General features: G+C 47.9%; 15 protein-coding genes and 1 riboswitch. Of the genes, 7 read left to right on the plus strand and 8 right to left on the minus strand.

The genetic code is table 11. The features are described from left to right. Positions 1-67: 67 nt before the first annotated feature. Positions 68-252: riboswitch (cobalamin riboswitch) on the plus strand. Positions 253-404: 152 nt separating this feature from the next. Genes D469_RS0116720 through D469_RS0116730 form a run of 3 tightly spaced genes read left to right on the plus strand, consistent with a single transcriptional unit; the run spans position 405 to position 3,962 of the window. Beyond that, positions 405-1,460, plus strand: a complete 1,056-nt coding sequence (locus D469_RS0116720; RefSeq protein WP_018924537.1) for an ABC transporter substrate-binding protein — start codon at positions 405-407, stop codon at positions 1,458-1,460. Then, the gene (locus D469_RS0116725) at positions 1,423-2,493 is read left to right on the plus strand and encodes a FecCD family ABC transporter permease (RefSeq protein ID WP_026286286.1); all 1,071 of its coding nucleotides are present in this window, start codon (positions 1,423-1,425) and stop codon (positions 2,491-2,493) included. The genes D469_RS0116720 and D469_RS0116725 overlap by 38 nt, the downstream gene beginning before the upstream one ends. Beyond that, entirely contained in the window at positions 2,490-3,962 is a 1,473-nt protein-coding gene (locus D469_RS0116730; RefSeq protein WP_018924539.1) for an adenosylcobinamide amidohydrolase, read from the plus strand. The genes D469_RS0116725 and D469_RS0116730 overlap by 4 nt, the downstream gene beginning before the upstream one ends. 226 nt (positions 3,963-4,188) lie before the next feature. On the opposite strand, the gene D469_RS0116735 is transcribed toward D469_RS0116730, so the two are convergent. The 7 genes from D469_RS0116735 to cobT form a co-directional block, all read right to left on the minus strand. Next, positions 4,189-4,614, minus strand: coding sequence for a bifunctional adenosylcobinamide kinase/adenosylcobinamide-phosphate guanylyltransferase (locus tag D469_RS0116735; RefSeq protein ID WP_018924540.1), 426 nt, complete (start codon positions 4,612-4,614; stop codon positions 4,189-4,191). Beyond that, positions 4,557-5,201, minus strand: a complete 645-nt coding sequence (locus D469_RS0116740; RefSeq protein ID WP_018924541.1) for a histidine phosphatase family protein — start codon at positions 5,199-5,201, stop codon at positions 4,557-4,559. Before D469_RS0116740 ends, D469_RS0116735 begins: the two co-directional genes overlap by 58 nt. Further along, a complete protein-coding gene (gene cobS / locus D469_RS0116745; protein ID WP_018924542.1) occupies positions 5,153-5,911 on the minus strand; it encodes an adenosylcobinamide-GDP ribazoletransferase in 759 nt (252 codons plus the stop codon). The genes D469_RS0116740 and cobS overlap by 49 nt, the downstream gene beginning before the upstream one ends. After that, complete coding sequence (locus D469_RS0116750; protein ID WP_018924543.1) at positions 5,908-6,459, minus strand: bifunctional adenosylcobinamide kinase/adenosylcobinamide-phosphate guanylyltransferase; 552 nt, start codon at positions 6,457-6,459, stop codon at positions 5,908-5,910. The genes cobS and D469_RS0116750 overlap by 4 nt, the downstream gene beginning before the upstream one ends. Further along, positions 6,456-7,544 (minus strand): threonine-phosphate decarboxylase CobD, encoded by a 1,089-nt coding sequence (gene cobD, locus D469_RS0116755; protein ID WP_018924544.1) that lies wholly within the window; start codon positions 7,542-7,544, stop codon positions 6,456-6,458. The genes D469_RS0116750 and cobD overlap by 4 nt, the downstream gene beginning before the upstream one ends. 22 nt (positions 7,545-7,566) lie before the next feature. Further along, positions 7,567-8,547, minus strand: coding sequence for an adenosylcobinamide-phosphate synthase CbiB (gene cbiB, locus D469_RS0116760; RefSeq protein WP_018924545.1), 981 nt, complete (start codon positions 8,545-8,547; stop codon positions 7,567-7,569). 110 nt (positions 8,548-8,657) lie between these two features. Then, complete coding sequence (gene cobT, locus D469_RS0116765) at positions 8,658-9,707, minus strand: nicotinate-nucleotide--dimethylbenzimidazole phosphoribosyltransferase (protein WP_018924546.1); 1,050 nt, start codon at positions 9,705-9,707, stop codon at positions 8,658-8,660. A 359-nt stretch (positions 9,708-10,066) separates the two neighbouring features. On the opposite strand from cobT, the gene D469_RS0116770 reads away from it, so the two are divergent. Further along, the gene (locus tag D469_RS0116770) at positions 10,067-11,077 is read left to right on the plus strand and encodes a zinc-binding alcohol dehydrogenase family protein (RefSeq protein WP_026286288.1); all 1,011 of its coding nucleotides are present in this window, start codon (positions 10,067-10,069) and stop codon (positions 11,075-11,077) included. Positions 11,078-11,563: 486 nt separating this feature from the next. Here D469_RS0116770 and D469_RS0116775 read toward each other — a convergent pair whose 3' ends face one another. Then, entirely contained in the window at positions 11,564-12,016 is a 453-nt protein-coding gene (locus tag D469_RS0116775; protein ID WP_026286289.1) for a YaiI/YqxD family protein, read from the minus strand. A 713-nt stretch (positions 12,017-12,729) separates the two neighbouring features. On the opposite strand from D469_RS0116775, the gene D469_RS0116780 reads away from it, so the two are divergent. From D469_RS0116780 to D469_RS0116790, 3 genes are all read left to right on the plus strand, one after another. Then, positions 12,730-14,577 carry a phosphoenolpyruvate hydrolase family protein gene (locus D469_RS0116780; RefSeq protein WP_018924549.1) on the plus strand — a complete coding sequence of 616 codons (1,848 nt, stop codon included), beginning with the start codon at positions 12,730-12,732 and terminating at the stop codon, positions 14,575-14,577. Positions 14,578-14,771: 194 nt separating this feature from the next. After that, positions 14,772-15,986, plus strand: a complete 1,215-nt coding sequence (locus D469_RS0116785; RefSeq protein WP_026286290.1) for a Tm-1-like ATP-binding domain-containing protein — start codon at positions 14,772-14,774, stop codon at positions 15,984-15,986. 43 nt (positions 15,987-16,029) lie between these two features. Next, on the plus strand, positions 16,030-16,857 hold the full coding sequence (locus tag D469_RS0116790; RefSeq protein ID WP_018924551.1) for a phosphoenolpyruvate hydrolase family protein: 828 nt from the start codon (positions 16,030-16,032) through the stop codon (positions 16,855-16,857). Position 16,858 lies beyond the last annotated feature (1 nt).

Here is a 16,858-nt window from a genome sequence, read left to right on the forward strand (position 1 = left end):
TTTACAGACTGGGAGAACTTTTCTATAATGAAGCGAAGAACAAAATAGCGGTACGAACAGGTCACTTAACGAACAGGCAAAAAGAGGTGCTGATTCGTTAAGGTGAAAAGGGAAGTTGGTGCAAGTCCAACACGGTCCCGCCACTGTAAGCGTTCAGGTGAGCTGGAAACTCCACTGTGCCAGGCCGGCATGGGAAGGGCAGTGAACTGTAAAAGCGTGAGTCAGGAGACCTGCCTGTTCGTTTATTAAACATCTTCGAGGAAAAGGTTGTTTAATGGGTGGCTGGTGACGTGTGCCTTTGACTGTTTTTAGGCATGTTTGCATTGAAGTCTCTATTAAGCGCTTTTCCTGTGGGGATAGGGCTTTTTTTGTTCGCAAAGGAAATGAACAGGGGAGGAAGCAAGATGAAGCGTACAGAAAGAAAATATCGGTATTTTTGGATGACTGGACTAATCGCCGCCATGATTTTAGCGGGCTGTGCTCAAGACGAAGAAGCTGCAGAAGAGGAAGAGGACCTCGCTGAAGAAGACGTGGCGGAAGAAGAGCCGGAGGCAGAAGAAGAGGAAGAGGAAGAAGCTGGGACCGAAGAACAGCAAGAAGACGAAGCTGAAGAGGACAACGGTGAGGCATTCCCTGTCACGCTGACAGATGACGCAGGCAATGAAGTGACGATTGAAGAAGAGCCGGAAGAAATTATTTCCATCCAAGCGAGTTTCACAGAAACGTTGTTTGAATTAGGAGTTGGCGACCGCTTGATTGGTGTGTCCGACTTTTGTAATTATCCTGAAGAAACCGAGGACATTGAAACGGTCGGCGGACAGGATATGAATGACGAGCTCATTCTTTCATTGTTGCCGGACCTTGTCTTTGTCACCGATTATCACTATGAGAATCATGGTGCTACTCTAGAGCAGTTTGAGGAAGCAGGCATTGATGTATTTGTCGTCGGAAGTACGGAGTCGTTTGATGGCGTGTATGACAAGATCAGCCTGATGGGCGAAGCTGTAGGTGTCAATGATGAAGCAGCTGACATCATTGAGGATATGCAGACGCGCTATGATGAGATTGCAGAAGAAGCTGAAGCGGTTGAAGAAGAGAAGACGGTCTGGGTGGAAGTTTCGCCTGAACCTGATATCTTTACCACTGGTCAGAATACATTCATGCATGAAATGCTAGAGCTCATTGAAGCAGAGAATGCTGCTGCTGAAGAAGAAGGCTGGATCTCGATTACTGAAGAAGAAGCGGTTCAATTTGACCCGGATGTGATTTTAACGACGTATCACTCAGATGATGTGTATGGTGATATTGCTTCGCGCGAAGGGTGGGAAGAAGTGCCCGCAGTAGCAGAAGAACGGATTTATGAAGTCGAAGAAGATACGGTGGTGCGGCCTGGTCCTCGTTTGATTGAAGGGGTTGAAACACTTGCCGAGCTCGTTTATCCAGACATTTTTGCGGAGTAAGGTCGTTTGGTTGTACGCCGCAAGTGGAGGGGTTGTGCTTGGCACAATCCTTCTTGGCTTATTAACAAGCAGTGTTACGATTCCTGTGCCGACGCTTGTACATATCATCATGGAAGAAGCCTTTAATCTCGGCTGGATGGAAGATGTGCCGGAAAATGAAAAAATGATCATCTGGAACATTCGTCTCCCCAGGGTGCTGTTGGCCCTGTGTGTAGGCGCTTCCTTGGCCTTAGCAGGCGCTGCCTTTCAAGGTTTATTGCGCAACCCGCTGGCAGATCCGTATACGATCGGCGTCTCTTCAGGTGCCTCGCTCGGTGCCGTTTTTGTGTTATTTTTCAATGTTTCGATTGTGGGACTGGGTGATTTCACCCTCCCAGTCGTTGCGATTATCAGTGGTATGATTACTTTATTGATCGTGTTTGGGCTTGTCCATTTAAGCAGCCGGGGGCTTGCTATTGAAACGATTATTCTGGCGGGGATTATCGTCAGTGCGTTTATTGGCTCGATTATTTCCTTGATTATCGCTTTAAGCGACCAGGATTCGATGACGCAGATTATTTATTGGTTATATGGTAGTGTCGGTATGCGAGGTTGGAGCTATGTTCAACTGATGCTGCCATTTATGGCTGTCGGAGTCTTTCTTCTGCTCCTGCATTACCGGGAGTTAAACGCGCTTGCTCTCGGCGAGGACGCAGCCGACCACATCGGCGTACATGTGAAACGAGGGAAAATTAGCATTCTGGCGGGAGCGTCCTTGCTTACCGGGGCAGCAGTGGCTGTGTCAGGCTCCATCGGTTTTGTCGGGCTTGTTATACCTCATCTTGTCCGGCTTGTGACCGGTCCAGACCACCGTCATGTTTTGCCGCTTTCTCTGCTTACGGGCGGAGCGTTTCTCGTCTTAGCCGATCTGGTTGCCCGCAATATTATTGCGCCACAGGAATTGCCGATTGGCGTGATTACGGCATTAATAGGGGCACCGATATTTGCGTTCTTGCTCGTCCGAGAACGACTGGGAAGGAGGAACCCGGCATGATTGAAGTAAAGGGTCTAGTTGGGGGGTATGCCGGCAACCCGGTTATTCAAGGCTTAGACTTCAGCATTCAACGAGGTGAATTCTTTGCGCTCATAGGGCCTAACGGCAGTGGGAAAACCACGCTCTTTCAATTGCTTACGGGCCGGTTGGAGCCTGACAGCGGCACCATTTATATTGACGGCAAGCCGGTAGAGAAGATGTCAAAAATTGAGAAGGCCCAAAAAGTGGCCGTCCTTTCCCAAGAAGTGCAGGTCTCCTTTGATTATACGGTCGAAGAGATTGTGCGGCTCGGGCGTTACCCGCATCAAAAAGGGTTGTTAAAAACGCTATCCAAAGAAGACCGCCGCGTGATTGAGCATGTTCTTGAGGTGACAGACACGAAGCAATTCCGTAACACGCGCTTCCGCTTAATAAGCGGCGGCGAAAAACAACGTGTCCTGCTGGCCAAAGCGTTAGCGCAAGAACCGGAAATATTGTTATTGGATGAGCCGACCAACCATTTAGATATTAAACATTCGTTTGAATTGTTGGACTTGTTGAAAACATGGCAAGCTACACGGGACGTTACCGTATTTGCCATTTTGCATGATTTAAATATAGCCTCTCTTTATGCCGACCGGGTGGCTTTGCTTCATCAAGGTACATTTGCCGATGTAGGGGATGTGAATACCTTGCGCAAAGAAAAGCAGCTGCAGCGCGTATACGAAGTGGACGTGCGGACGCAGCCACACCCTGTGGTCGCACGTCCACAGCTGTTGATGACGCCTAAAGAAAGTAGGACAACGGGTAAAAGAGATTTTCAATCGCTGTATACGGTTCAACAAAGAGAGAACCATGTTCATATTGCGTTCGACCAACCACTCCGGGCTGTAAGCAATGGCGTTGCCGGCTCCGGCATTGACTGGCTCAAGCATTTTTGTAACTTCCATGTTGATAAACAGTACGACAGCTCAGATCCGCTTCACGATGTACGCACCTGGATGGAGGACTTGAGCATTCCGAGTGAACAGGCAGCCGGCATGATGACCGCTGTTTACATTAAAGACAGCGCGTGGGTCGAACGGCACATTCACGGGGTCCCGCTTTTGGTTTGTATTACAGCTGGTGTCGGCAATGCGGTTGATATTACGGCCGAAAAGAAAACGGTAGAAAGCCAAGAAGTAGGCACTATCAATATTATGGTGTTTATGGATGCTCATTTAACTGATGGGGCGTTTATTAACGGAGTCATGTCGGTGACCGAAGCCAAGGCTAAAGCGCTGCAGGACCTCGACATCTGCGATGAAGAGTCAGGCAGTTTAGCGACTGGTACGTCCACCGACAGTGTACTCCTCGCGGCCACCCAGACAGGTACACAAACCCCCTATGCAGGTTCTGGCACCCGGATCGGAAAAGCGATTGGCGAGGGAGTATATGAAGCAATGGTTCAAGCATTAGAGCGGACGTTGGCAAGAGATGACAGCTTTTAAAAAGAGAAGCATCTCCGGAACCAAAATCTGTGCTCACTTTTTCTACAGTGATCATTACCTCACATAATAACACTGCCGCCTTTTGTGGAAACAAGAGGCGGCAGTTGTTTTTTACACCGTATGAATGTATATATTTAAAGGAAACGGAATACGTGCAATTAAGACTCAGCCTATGCCGTGGCTTGACTTTGCTAAGTTTTCTTTAGATAGAAGCTATGATACTATCTTATTTTAGTTTCCGGGCAAGGCCATTCCATACATAATGAACCTCGTCGGCTAGGGCTGCCGCATCCTGGGCGGCCCAGCCCAAATAATCTCGTAACTGCCTCTCCTTTTTGTTCAGGGGGACAAGCCCTCTTCCTACTTCTAGCATAATAAGAATAATCTCCTCGCTTCGTTTTTGCTCTGCTGCTTTTAACTGCAGAAAAAAAGATTGATAGCGGGCGCGCAAGTCTTCGGTTTGCTGCTCGCTCAGCTCGTCTTTAAGCCACGTTTCCCAGCCTTCTAATACGAGCGTAGTATGCGGGCGCCAGTTGTCCTGCCAGGTTGATAACGCTTCACCATTATAAGCAGAGATCCAACTGGAGGCCTGCGTCATGCCCTGGACGATGTTTCGTTTTCCGGAAAAGGCACCGCCGATAATGAGCTGCATCTCCATTCCCCTTTCTCCACCGTTAAAGATAGCCGCATTCCTTGTCCGTGTTTGACCCCAAGCTCCCAAAACGTGCGCGCAGCAACAAACGTGGAGGCAAGGTAACGAATGACGCCTCCATGGGTCATAATAAGAATGTTCTGTTTCTCGTGATCCTGTCCCTCAAGGTGGTGACAAAGGTCGTCGCGGAATGATTCGATTCTTGCTTTAAACTCGGCGCCTGATTCTCCGTTTGGTGTCGCACCGCTTTCCCAATCATCCACCCAGTTCCGGTACTGTTGGATGTGCTGTAACTCTTCATACGTTTTGCCTTCCCAATCCCCGAAGTTCATTTCCCGTAAGCGCTCGTCGACTGTTTCCGGCGTTCGCAGGTCCAAATATGATAACGTCTCGCGGCAGCGCCGCAGATCGCTTGTATATACCGAATCAAAATCTAGCTGCTGAAGGTGCTGTTTCAGTTCTTTTACCGTCTCAAGCTCATGTTTCATCACGCCGAGGTCGGTATGTCCTAAGTACTTTTTCTCTTTATTCCACGCCGTTACCCCATGACGAACGAGAAATAAATCCACGTGATAAGCAGTCCCCATAGTTCTCCTCCTTCAATTGCAGTGCCTAATAAGTCGCCATTCGTTCCTGTAAAGGTCCGCTTAATCCATATGCCCATTACGGCAATAAATAGAAAATAAGCAGGAAGGATATATAAATAAGCAGGGAAAAAGAAAAGCAGTACGAGGACCGGAACGAGCGCGTAGACCATATCAAGCCTGGTTACGTTTTTTTTCCATTCCCAGGCAAAGCCCTGTTGTTTGGCAGTAGAGAGCGTAATTAGCAATACGGCGGCTCCCAGCCGGGAAAAAGCTAAAATAAACAACAAGGCATAAATAAGAACTTCTATGTCCAGGAGCATGTAAACGAGCAACGCTTTCCAAGCCAGCAAGAATACGAGAGCAATATTGCCAAAGCTCCCGACGTGCGGGTCTTTCATAATGTCCCATTTCTTTTCCAGCGGCGCGTTGGAACCGACGGCATCGGCCACGTCCATCCAGCCGTCCAAATGCAACCCACCTGTCAGCCATACCCAGCCCGTAATAATAAGCAAGGTCAGGAATTCAAGGGGGAGATACGGGCCTAAGAGCAACAGGAGCAGAGCTAAAATGGAGCCCAGGACGAGGCCGACGAGCGGGTAGCTGCGCAGAGCCCATCTGCTCGTGCGTTGATTCCACGGGCAGGAAACCGGCACAGGCAGCCGGGTCAGAAATTGCAGAGCTAACAAGAAGCCAAAGGTCGCTTGTTTCATCGTTCTCCCCCTTTCCAGTATTCAGGAAGGCCGGCAACCACTTGAATAACCTGCTCTGCTTGGTCTGCGATCTGTTGGTGCAGCTGCTGGAGCGTGTAAATGTAGGTCAGCACCCCTTCGTCCTTTGGAAGGAGCTCTTCATTTACATCGTTGGAAACAATGATTACATGAAATTGCTGCCTGGCCGCGAGTTTTAGCCAGTCAGCCACAGCCCTTTTTATGGAATCCGTGCTCAGCTCTTTTTCAAATAGAACCTGGCTTAACCAAATGGTTAAACAATCGATTAAAATGACATCATTCTTTTTGCAGCTGGTTAAAAAGGAGGAAAGTTCATAAGGCTCTTCAATCGTCTTCCACTCGTTGCCTCTCCCCTGCTGATGAAGTTGGATGCGTTTCTCCATTTCAAGGTCGGTTTTTTTCGCCGTTGCTATGTAATAGAGCGAGCTATTTTCCTTTGCATCTTTACAGTCGTGAAATAAAGAAAGGGCCGTACGTTCGGCCACATCACTTTTACCTGAGCGCGCGCCGCCAGAAATGAATACGATCATGACTCATTTCTCCATTTTCGCAGGATGGCAAGTAAGTGCTCATTTTCTGGTTGAGCTTTTATAGCAACCCGAAGGAACTTTCCATTTAGTCCTTTAAAATTGTGGGTATGCCTGGTTACAATTCCGTGCTGCAACAAAAATTGGAACAATTCCTCCGTGCGCGTGGGCTGACGCTGGTCCTGCAACAGGTAAAAGTTTACTTCTGATGGTGAAACGTAAAAATCTAAGCTGGCCAGCGTCTGTGATATGTTCTGCCATTGCTCGTTTAACCATGAGGTGGTATGGCGTACGAAGTCTGTATCTTCAACTAAAGAGGGCACAAGTTCATGAGCGAGCGCGTTAATGCTCCAAGGCAGCTGCTCTGCTTGTAAAGACGCAATGATATCCTTATCCGCCATCATATAGCCGACCCTGAGCCCGGGAATGGTGTACATCTTGGTTAGCGACCGCAGCACAATCAAATTTGGATACGCAGGCAGCAAGGTTGAAAGAGAAGGGTAAGTAGAAGGAAGAAAATCTACGAAGGCCTCATCCACGACGATAAACGTCTCCGTTTGTTTGCCGGCTTCTAAGAGAGAGCGTATATCATCTTCTTTTACCACGGTGCCGCTCGGGTTGTTCGGCCGGCAGAGAAATAACACATCGGTGTGGTTGAGTTTTTCTTCGATTAAACGGAGCGGCAGTTGGAAGCCTGTTTCTTGATCGTAATAAACATCTTCGGTCTTTACATGATAGTGGTTGCACGCTCGCTCATATTCTAAGAATGTAGGGTGGACGATTAACGCCTGCCCATGTTCAAAATATTTCGCTGCTAAAAAAATAGCTTCGGCACCACCGTTTGTGAGCAGCAGGTTGTCTTCAGGGATCCCTTCAAAAGCCGCTAATGAGGCTTTGCTGCTGGAATAGGTCGGGTCCGGGTAACGTGAAATTGTCTCATAGAGGTCACTGAGTTTTTCCTTCAACCAAGCTGGTGGGCCGAGAGGGTTTAGGTTTGCACTAAGGTCGATTGTTTTCATCTCATCATCGTCTATGTTAAAAAGCTGCTTCAACTGTTCAGGCTGCCCGCCGTGATCTGGCCACTTCATTCTTTCACCTCGCTTGATTGATTTAGTTAAACATAAGCAGGAGAGCACTTCCTATCAGCAGAAATACGATCCAGCCCCCATGCATATAGAAAATAGCTCGCTTGATATCGGCAGGCACTGTCTTCTTGCAGGGGTCCCCCAGCACAGCCCGTACAGATTTTTCTCCATCATAATAATTAACGCCTCCAAGCTGTATGCCGAGTAAACCTGCCGTCATCGCCTCAGGCCAGCCGCTGTTAGGGCTCGGGTGCTTCTGGGCATCACGTACTGTGATTTTCCAAGCTTGGTTTCTATTCGAGCCTTTGATAAAAAAAGAAGCCAGCCACATGGTGAACGCGGTTAAGCGGGCGGGTAGCCAATTGATCACATCGTCTGTTTTAGCTGAAGCCCATCCATACTGCCCATACGTTTCATTCTTGTAGCCAACCATTGAATCTAACGTATTAACAGCCCGGTACACCATCGCCAGAGGCGCTCCGCCGACCAAAGCCCAGAATAAGGGAGCTGTTATCCCATCAACTGTATTTTCAGCCACCGTTTCCACCGCACCGCGCGCAATTTCGTCTTCAGGTAAATGGTCTGTATCACGCCCAATGATCATGCTTACCTGTTGTCTCGCTTCGACGACATCTCCTTGAACAAGCGGAACATAAACGTTTAGAGCAGCTGCGCGCAGGCCTTTTATCGCAATTGTGGTTGAAATAAGGTGAATTTCAACAGCAGCCCCTGCAAGCGGGTGAATGTAGTAGGCTGTAACTACGAGAGTACAGGTGATAAACAACACGAGTATACTAACGGACACGGCAAGAATGATGCCATTTCGCCGCCTATGGCTGCCGTGATTTCCTCGCTGTTCGATATAGGAAATAAACTTGCCTATAAGCACAACAGGGTGGGGGAGCCAGCGCGGGTCGCCGATGACTAAATCTAATAAGATGGCAGCTGCAATGATGATCGCGCCAGCAAGAAGTGGTTCATTAAATAAAAGAAACGTTCCTAGCATGATAGATTTCCTTTGCATTTTATCGTTGGTTTAAAGAAGAAGAAGCGGAAAGTGTACGCTGTCTGCGGGTACCGCTTCTGCGTCAGCGGCAAGACCGTACTGCGCCGTCTTCAGCTGTTGCTTTTTCCGGAGATACCTGCTGATGTAAATGTCGCCATCTCGTTTACCATGGAGGCTGCTGACTGGAGCAGTGGAAAAGCAAGTGCTGCGCCTGTCCCTTCTCCCAGTCGAAGCTCTAAGTCCAGCAGCGGTTGTTTATCTAACATGGAACTAGCAATATCATGACCTGGTTCTACTGATTGGTGAGCAAGAATCATATAATCGCTAACATGACTTGCCATAGATTTTGCTAGCAAGGCAGCTACTGTACAGATGAACCCATCGACGAGAATGGGGGTCTTTTTCTCTGCGGCCACAAGCATAGCTCCGGCCATGCCTGCTAGTTCTAATCCGCCTACTTTAGCCAATATATCCAGCGGGTCATTTCGGTCAGGATTGCGCGCTTGAATAGCTTGCTGAATGATCTTTACTTTATGCTGTAACTGAATCTCTGAAATACCTGTGCCACTTCCTGCCACTGTTTTGGCATCTGTATTGGCGAGCAGCGCAAGTATTGTACTGCTTGTCGTCGTGTTGCCAATGCCCATGTCACCAACGATGAGGCATTGTGCGCCTTTGTTGATGATTTTTTCTCCCTGCACGTAGCCGGCATGAATAGCTTCTTCGGCTTCCTGAGTGCTCATCGCATCTTCTCGCAAAAAATTAGCTGTGCCAGGCCGTACTTTGTTTTGAATCAAATCGTGATGGTCAATATCGGCGGCCACTCCTACATCAATGATCTCTAGCAGGGCGCCTATGTTTTTACTAAAGACATTGATGGCAGCGCCCCCGCTTAAAAAGTTACGCACCATTTGCTCTGTCACTGCCTGCGGAAAAGCTGAGACGCCTTCAGCTGTTATGCCATGATCTGCCGCGAAGACAAGAACCCCGGGGGGAGAAACGGTTGGAAATGGATCATTCTTCATTTCAGCCAAAGAAACCGCCAGTGGCTCCAGTCTGCCGAGACTTCCAGGTGGTTTCGTTAATGTGTTTATGTAGGCTTGGACGTGTTCGCCCATTTCTTTATGTAAAGGTGGTATCGTGTACGTTCGATTATTCATACGGTTATCCTTTCTATTCATTATGTGAAGGTATGAACTTATATTCTGCATGGACTACGGGCTGCGCGCAGGTCATATGTCATTGAACCCGGTTGTATAGGTGAATGGAGCGTGAATGCTTCCCTCTTTATCATACAGTCTTTTTGTGATGATATGAACCCCTGCGGATGCTTTTATGAAGGCTTTGTAAACAAACGGAGTATAGGCGTTCTCTTTCTTGCAATGGTCGCTTAAGCCGGGTGCTGAACGGCCTTCCCCCGAAAGTTTAAGGGAGCTGCTGTATGTTTTATAGAGGTCATAGAAGGGAAAGGTACCTAAATGACGAAGGTTTTTGATGAGGCAGAGGAGGAATTGAAATGATGAAGGCAGTTGGCGTACGAAAAGGGTTAGCGATTGAGCAGCAAGACAGTTTGGAAAACACAGAGTTGGAAGTACCTGAAGCAACGGGCCACGACCTGTTAGTGAACGTGAAAGCAGCTTCTGTGAATCCAGTTGATACAAAAGTGCGATCCGGAAAAAAAGATGATGGGGAACTCGCTGTGCTCGGCTGGGATGCATCAGGAGTGGTAGAAGCGACCGGTGAAAAAGTCGAAATGTTTCAGCCGGGAGATGAAGTATATTATGCCGGCGATGTGACCCGTCCTGGTTCGAACAGTGAATATCAGCTCGTCGATGAACGGATTGCAGCCAAAAAACCGAGCACACTTACACACACAGAAAGTGCAGCGCTCCCTCTTACGACTTTAACCGCTGCAGAAGGATTGTTCGACCGGCTAGGGATAACCTCTTCAAATGCGGAAGGAAAAGCTATACTTATCATTTCCGGAGCAGGCGGTGTCGGTTCGATGGCGATTCCGATGGCAAAGCGAGCCGGCATGAAAGTCATCGCCACCGCATCACGGGATGAAACTAGCGAATGGTGCAGACAGCGGGGCGCCGATCACGTGATTAATCATAAAAGGCCGCTTCAGCCCCAACTCGAAGCAGAAGGCTATGACGCGGTGCCGTACATCTTTTGTTTAAGCGACACGGAGGAGCATTGGCATAACCTCGTCGAATGCATTGCGCCGCAAGGGCAGATTTGCTCGATTGTAGAAACAGAAGGGCCCCTGCCGTTATCAGACTTACAGCATAAAAGCGCCACCTTTGTGTGGGAGTTTATGTTTACCCGCTCGATGTATCATACATCTGATATGATCAATCAGCACCACATTCTACAGCAGACCGCCGAGTTGATCGATCATCATAAGCTGGAAACAAGCTTGACGACAACGCTCTACGGCCTTGATGCAGAAAAACTGCGTGAAGCCCATAAGCAATTGGAGAGCGGATCTATGATCGGGAAGCTCGTCGTTGATTTTGAGGAATAAAGGCGTGCAGGGAGCTCGGGTTGTTAACCGCCGAAGTCTTTCATATGAAAAAGCCAGTTGCACCGGTTAGGGAGCCGGTAGCAACTGGCTTTTCGTATGGGCAGTAGAGCGATTGACGTTTATCGGCGTGGTAGTAGAGAAGACAACTCAACACTCACGGCTAACGGTCCTGAGCTCTGCGATTTCTCGGCGAAGAGCTTTCTACAAAAGCTGTTGTAGGAACAATAGGCGGTAGAGGGTCTCGTGGTATGGAACAACCTAATATAAACATTTAGGAAAGTGTTCATTTCCATTATTTACATATAATTGTATGTTCCTTAAAAAGAGACAGGAGTTAGATGGTATTTATTTGTTGTATTAATATTTTGAATCTCTCCGTATTGCTTCCACGTCACCCCTCCTACCTATATCTCAGCAAGTTGGCTTGTGACTTGTTCTAAAAAGGCCGCTGTGAGAAGCAGCCACGGCTCAATGCCAAACGGCGCCTCATTCCTGCGTTTGTTGAGGAATGACCTGTCGTAAAAGCTGTTCGAATTTGGCTCGTTCCTCTTCGGTGTAGGCTTTCGGGCCTTTCGTGCGCTGTCCGCTTTTTCTAGCCATGGCGCTGAGGTGACGGGTATCCAGAAGGCGATCGATGTTTTCATTTGTATAAGCGAAGCCTTTATGGTGCAGGACCTGGCAGCCTTTTGCGAGCCCCAGGGAGGCAAGACCGTAATCTTGGGTGATGATGATGTCGTTTTTCTTCGCCAGTTGCATAATTTTATAGTCTGCTGCTTCGCTGCCACTATCCACGTAAACCGTCTCCACGCCCTCTGGCTCATCAGCATGGGAAAAGTGAGCGAAGCTTTTCACAAGCACCACAGGGAGTTCTGCTTCTGCAGCTATTGTTATAATTGTATCTTTGGCAGGACTTGCATCGGCATCCACGTATAGTTTCATACCCATTTCTTCCCCCTTATCTTAAAAGGCATAATCATCATGGTTTCCATCTCTTATGACTATTCTTTTCCAAGGACACACTGTAAAGGCCCTTAGCCGTCGTCACGTTCCTACCTCATGAAGAACGCGGTCGGTCGATATCTTTGTACTTATCCCTTTTCCTTTTTTTTAGTAAAAAGAGGAACAGCCCATAAATTATAAATATATTGAGGAGAAAACCTAACGGGTTTATAGAAAGGCCGTCGTTTCCTGTAAATAAGTTTGAACCAAGCCAGGCCGTATCGGGGTCCTGCTGGTAAATATGGATAAAGGAAAGAGGGAGTCCATATTCATACTGATACCACCCGTTTGAGTGCAAGCGGCCGGGAACTAAAAAAGGGAGCACTGTACAAACTACAACACTCACATAACATAATTGTTGGTTGAAGCGAGCCAGTGTAAACCTCTCCTTATATAACAGATGTTTTTAGTTTAACAGATCTGTAAATGAAGCAAAAACGCTTCCTTGTGGGTGAAAACGGTGTTGGTTTGCTGGGTGAAGACAAGCTTTCACCTGGAAAACGAGGGACAACGTGTTAATATTTTGTCAGGAAAATAGTATGATAGAAGTAGATAAGCATTAGGACGATGGCAGGTAAGTCTTGTTTATAGAACTATTTAAACGATCGTTTGAAAACGCATACATAAATAATTTGCCACGGGGGGAGGCGCTTATGTTAACGAAAGCGGAGATTATTAAACAGTTGAACGAAAGCATTAATGATAATAAACCGATCATTGGGGCAGCGGTGGGGTCGGGACTTTCGGCTAAACAAGCGCATGAAGGCGGGGCTGATTTTATTCTTGCCTTAAATGCCGGCCGGTTTCGCGCGTCTGGTGTGTCTTCTCTCGCTTGCATGATGCCGTTTGCTAACGGGAATGAAACCGTCTTTCAGTTTGGCAGTAAGGAAATACTGCCGCGAATTCAAGACATCCCAGTTATTTTCGGAGCGTGTGCAACCGATCCGACCAAAAGTCAGGAAACCTTGCTCAGCACAATTGTGCGCCATGGATTTCAAGGGGTGAACAATTTTCCTAGTGTGGGCGTGGTCGATGGTATTTTTCGTGAAGCGTTAGAAGAAGAAGGGTTAGGGTATCAGGCTGAGGTCGATTTAATGGAAAAGGCTGTACAGAGAGGGTTATTTACGATTGCGTTTACGTTTGATGAAGAGCAGGCCAGGCAAATGGCTGCCGTCAATGTGGATGTGATTTGTGTTAATTTAGGCTGGACGGTCGGAGGGGATCTCGGTGTTACCCAGAGCACGAGCATAAACGAAAGCCTGGACTTGATTAATCGCATTTTTCAAGCTGCGCAGGACGTCAATCCGAATGTTTTTCCGATGGTGTACGGCGGACCGATTAACGAGGCAGAACAGGCAGGATACATTTATGAAAACACGCAGGCTGTCGGTTATATTGGCGGCTCCAGCTTTGAACGGATCCCGGCGGAAGCTAGTATTAAAGAAGTGACGAACGAATTTAAAAATTACTCCAAGCTAGAAGAAGAAAATGAAAGTTTAAAAGCCGAGCTCGTCAAGAAAAAAGGGTTTGATGAGATTGTCGGCCAAAGCCGGAGCATGCAGGAATTATATGATGTTGTGCGCAAAGTGGCTGATAAAAATATCAATGTATTGGTGCACGGACCAAGCGGCACTGGCAAGGAACTTGTGGTGCGCGCCATTCACTATAACAGCCCGCGGTATAATGGCCCGTTTGTGAAAATAAATTGTGCGGCGATGCCGAAAGAAATACTTGAAAGTGAGTTGTTCGGCCATGAAAAAGGTGCATTCACCGGCGCTGAAAGACAGCGGTTTGGCAAATTTGAGCTTGCTCACAATGGGACTTTGTTTCTCGATGAAGTGGGGGAGCTGGAGCCGGACATTCAAGCTAAGTTTTTGCGCGTCATTCAGCAGCAAGAATTTGAGCGGGTCGGGGGAAGTGAAACGATCAAGGTGGATGTGCGTATTATCTGTGCGACGAATTCAAATCTGCGCGAAGCTGTCCAGAAAGGCATGTTCCGCGAAGACCTTTATTATCGTTTAAACGTAGTTTCCATATACACGCCGCCACTGTGTAAGCGAAAAGAGGACATCCCCGCACTTGTTAATCATTTTTTGGGGAGAATCAATGAGAAGTTTAATCTTATGATTAAAAAGCCGTCGGCCGCGAGCTTAGATGCGCTAGTGAACTATGATTGGCCCGGAAATGTGCGCGAGCTTGAGCACACGCTAGAACGAGCAGCGATATTATGCGAGGAAAATATCATTCAGTTAAAGGACCTGCCCGAGCCAGTGCAAGAGCTGGCAGTACCGGAGGAAGCAGTAGCTGCGGAGCCTACCTTTCCCGCCCCGATGAGAAAGAAGGTATCGGGAGAAGTGGAAAAGCAGCTCATCCTTGACCATCTGGAGCAGTTCGGCTGGAACCGCACCAAAGCTTCGCAAACCCTGGGGATCACGAGGCGTACGCTTTATAATAAGATGAAAAAATACAACCTCGAACAACCAACCCGCTACTCTCGGTAAGCTGTGATCGTGAGAAATTAAGCGAAGTTGAGAACAATTTCTCAACGAGTGAGAAAAAAGAGAACGGAAGTGAGAAATGCGTTTCTCACTTTTTTTTGTATCTACATCGTCAGCCTGTATTAATACGGGCTTTTACAACTTGGCATCACTTTTGCATCTATATGGGGGGAGACCAATTGAAAGGGGGCTTTGGTTTGAAAAAGATTTTACTAGTCGGCACGTTGGACACGAAGGGAGAAGAATTTCAATTCATTAAAGAACGAATTGAAGAAGGCGGGGCAGAAACGATCGTCATGGATTGCGGCATTAAAGGTAAACCGCCCATCTCCCCGGATATTACCAGCGCTGAAGTGGCAAAAGAGGGAGGTGAAGCGTTAGAACAGCTTATTCAAGCGGATGACCGAGGCAAGGCCATTGATGTCATGATGAGCGGAGCAGCCCGACTGGCTCTTAAGTTTTTTGAAAGCGGTGACATATCGGGGGTTCTAAGTCTAGGCGGTTCAGCTGGGACCACGATCGGGACCCAGGCGATGCAGGCTCTTCCGGTCGGTGTTCCGAAAGTGATGGTCTCTACTCTTGCCTCAGGCGACACCCGTCCGTTTGTAGGCGTAAAAGACATTACGATGGTGCACTCTGTCGTTGATATTTCCGGCATCAATCCATTTTCTTCACAAATTTTAGCCAATGCGGCGTTTGCCATCCTTGGTATGGTGAAAGGGGAAGTGCCCGAAATAAAGGAAGAAAAGCCTTTAATTGCCGCAACCATGTTCGGCCTGACTACACCTTGTGTGACAAAAGCGAGAGAATATCTCGAAGACCAGGGCTATGATGTACTCGTCTTTCATGCGACGGGAATCGGTGGCCAGGCGATGGAATCTTTGATTGAAGCAGGCTACATTTCCGGAGTGCTTGATGTCACCACGACCGAATGGTGCGATGAGTTGGTAGGAGGCGTGTTCAGCGCCGGCCCAGAGCGACTGGAGGCCGCAGCCCAGGCCAATATTCCCCAAGTCGTGTCCACCGGGGCGTTGGATATGGTGAATTTCGGCGGCATTGACACCGTACCAGAACCATTAAAAGAACGCCATTTATATAAGCACAATGCAAATATTACCCTCATGCGGACGAATACGGAAGAAAACAAGCAGCTGGGAAAAATTCTCTCCGAAAAAGTGAACAAGGCGAAAGCGCCTGCTGCTCTGTTTTTGCCTCTTCACGGCGTCTCAGGCATCGATCAAGAAGGACAGCCGTTTTACGGCCCAGAAGAAGACCGGGCTTTGTTTGATTCGATCAAGCAGCATGTAACAAGTGAGGCAGTAGAGGTGATTGAACGCAATCAACATATCAATGATGAAGAATTTGCCTTAGCGATGGCGCAGAAATTAGTGCAGCTGATGGAACAGAATTAAAGAATTCTGAATTTTATAACTAGAAATGAACGGAGGATCTCGTATGAGTCTAGCGCGTAAGGATATTTTGGCTAAATTGAAAAAGCAAGTAAGTGAAGGAACTTCCATTGTGGGAGGAGGAGCAGGCACTGGTCTTTCGGCAAAAGCGGCAGAAGGCGGTGGCATTGATTTAATTATTATTTATAATTCAGGGCGTTTTCGGATGGCCGGCCGAGGGTCATTAGCCGGACTGATGCCGTACGGAGATGCCAATAAAATCGTAACGGAAATGGCAGATGAAGTACTGCCGGTCGTAAAGCATACTCCTGTCCTGGCCGGTGTGTGCGGGACGGATCCTTTTCGTATGATGGACGTATTTTTAGAAGATTTAAAACGGATGGGTTTTGCCGGGGTGCAGAACTTCCCGACTGTCGGCTTGATTGGCGGTGACCTTCGCAAAAATTTAGAAGAAACGGGCATGGGCTATGACAAAGAAGTCGAGATGATACGAAAAGCTCACGAACTAGACTTATTGACGACGCCGTATGTGTTTGATGAAAACGAAGCGGCGATGATGGCGGAAGCAGGGGCGGATATTTTGGTCGCTCATATGGGACTTACGACCAAAGGAACGATTGGGGCCCAAACGGCACTTACATTGGATGATTGTGCGAAACGAATTCAAGCCATTCATGACGCCGGCAAAGAAATAAATCCCGATATTATGGTGATTTCGCACGGTGGTCCGGTCGCTGAACCAGAAGATGCCGAATATATCATGCAAACCACCGACGGGATCGACGGCTTCTTCGGGGCCTCTAGCATTGAGCGCCTGCCTACCGAAACAGCTATTAAAGGGCAGGTCGAACAATTCAAAAAGATTACCACGTAAA

This window comes from Salsuginibacillus kocurii DSM 18087, from assembly GCF_000377705.1.
Taxonomy (GTDB): Bacteria; Bacillota; Bacilli; order Bacillales; family Marinococcaceae; genus Salsuginibacillus; species Salsuginibacillus kocurii.

Coding starts and splice junctions, on each gene's coding strand:
- D469_RS0116720 (WP_018924537.1), top strand. CDS start 405: ATGAAGCGTACAGAAAGAAAATATCGGTATTTTTGGATGACTGGACTA.
- D469_RS0116730 (WP_018924539.1), top strand. CDS start 2,490: ATGATTGAAGTAAAGGGTCTAGTTGGGGGGTATGCCGGCAACCCGGTT.
- D469_RS0116735 (WP_018924540.1), bottom strand. CDS start 4,614: ATGCAGCTCATTATCGGCGGTGCCTTTTCCGGAAAACGAAACATCGTC.
- D469_RS0116740 (WP_018924541.1), bottom strand. CDS start 5,201: ATGGGGACTGCTTATCACGTGGATTTATTTCTCGTTCGTCATGGGGTA.
- cobS (WP_018924542.1), bottom strand. CDS start 5,911: ATGAAACAAGCGACCTTTGGCTTCTTGTTAGCTCTGCAATTTCTGACC.
- D469_RS0116750 (WP_018924543.1), bottom strand. CDS start 6,459: ATGATCGTATTCATTTCTGGCGGCGCGCGCTCAGGTAAAAGTGATGTG.
- cobD (WP_018924544.1), bottom strand. CDS start 7,544: ATGAAGTGGCCAGATCACGGCGGGCAGCCTGAACAGTTGAAGCAGCTT.
- cbiB (WP_018924545.1), bottom strand. CDS start 8,547: ATGCTAGGAACGTTTCTTTTATTTAATGAACCACTTCTTGCTGGCGCG.
- cobT (WP_018924546.1), bottom strand. CDS start 9,707: ATGAATAATCGAACGTACACGATACCACCTTTACATAAAGAAATGGGC.
- D469_RS0116770 (WP_026286288.1), top strand. CDS start 10,067: ATGAAGGCAGTTGGCGTACGAAAAGGGTTAGCGATTGAGCAGCAAGAC.
- D469_RS0116775 (WP_026286289.1), bottom strand. CDS start 12,016: ATGAAACTATACGTGGATGCCGATGCAAGTCCTGCCAAAGATACAATT.
- D469_RS0116780 (WP_018924549.1), top strand. CDS start 12,730: ATGTTAACGAAAGCGGAGATTATTAAACAGTTGAACGAAAGCATTAAT.
- D469_RS0116790 (WP_018924551.1), top strand. CDS start 16,030: ATGAGTCTAGCGCGTAAGGATATTTTGGCTAAATTGAAAAAGCAAGTA.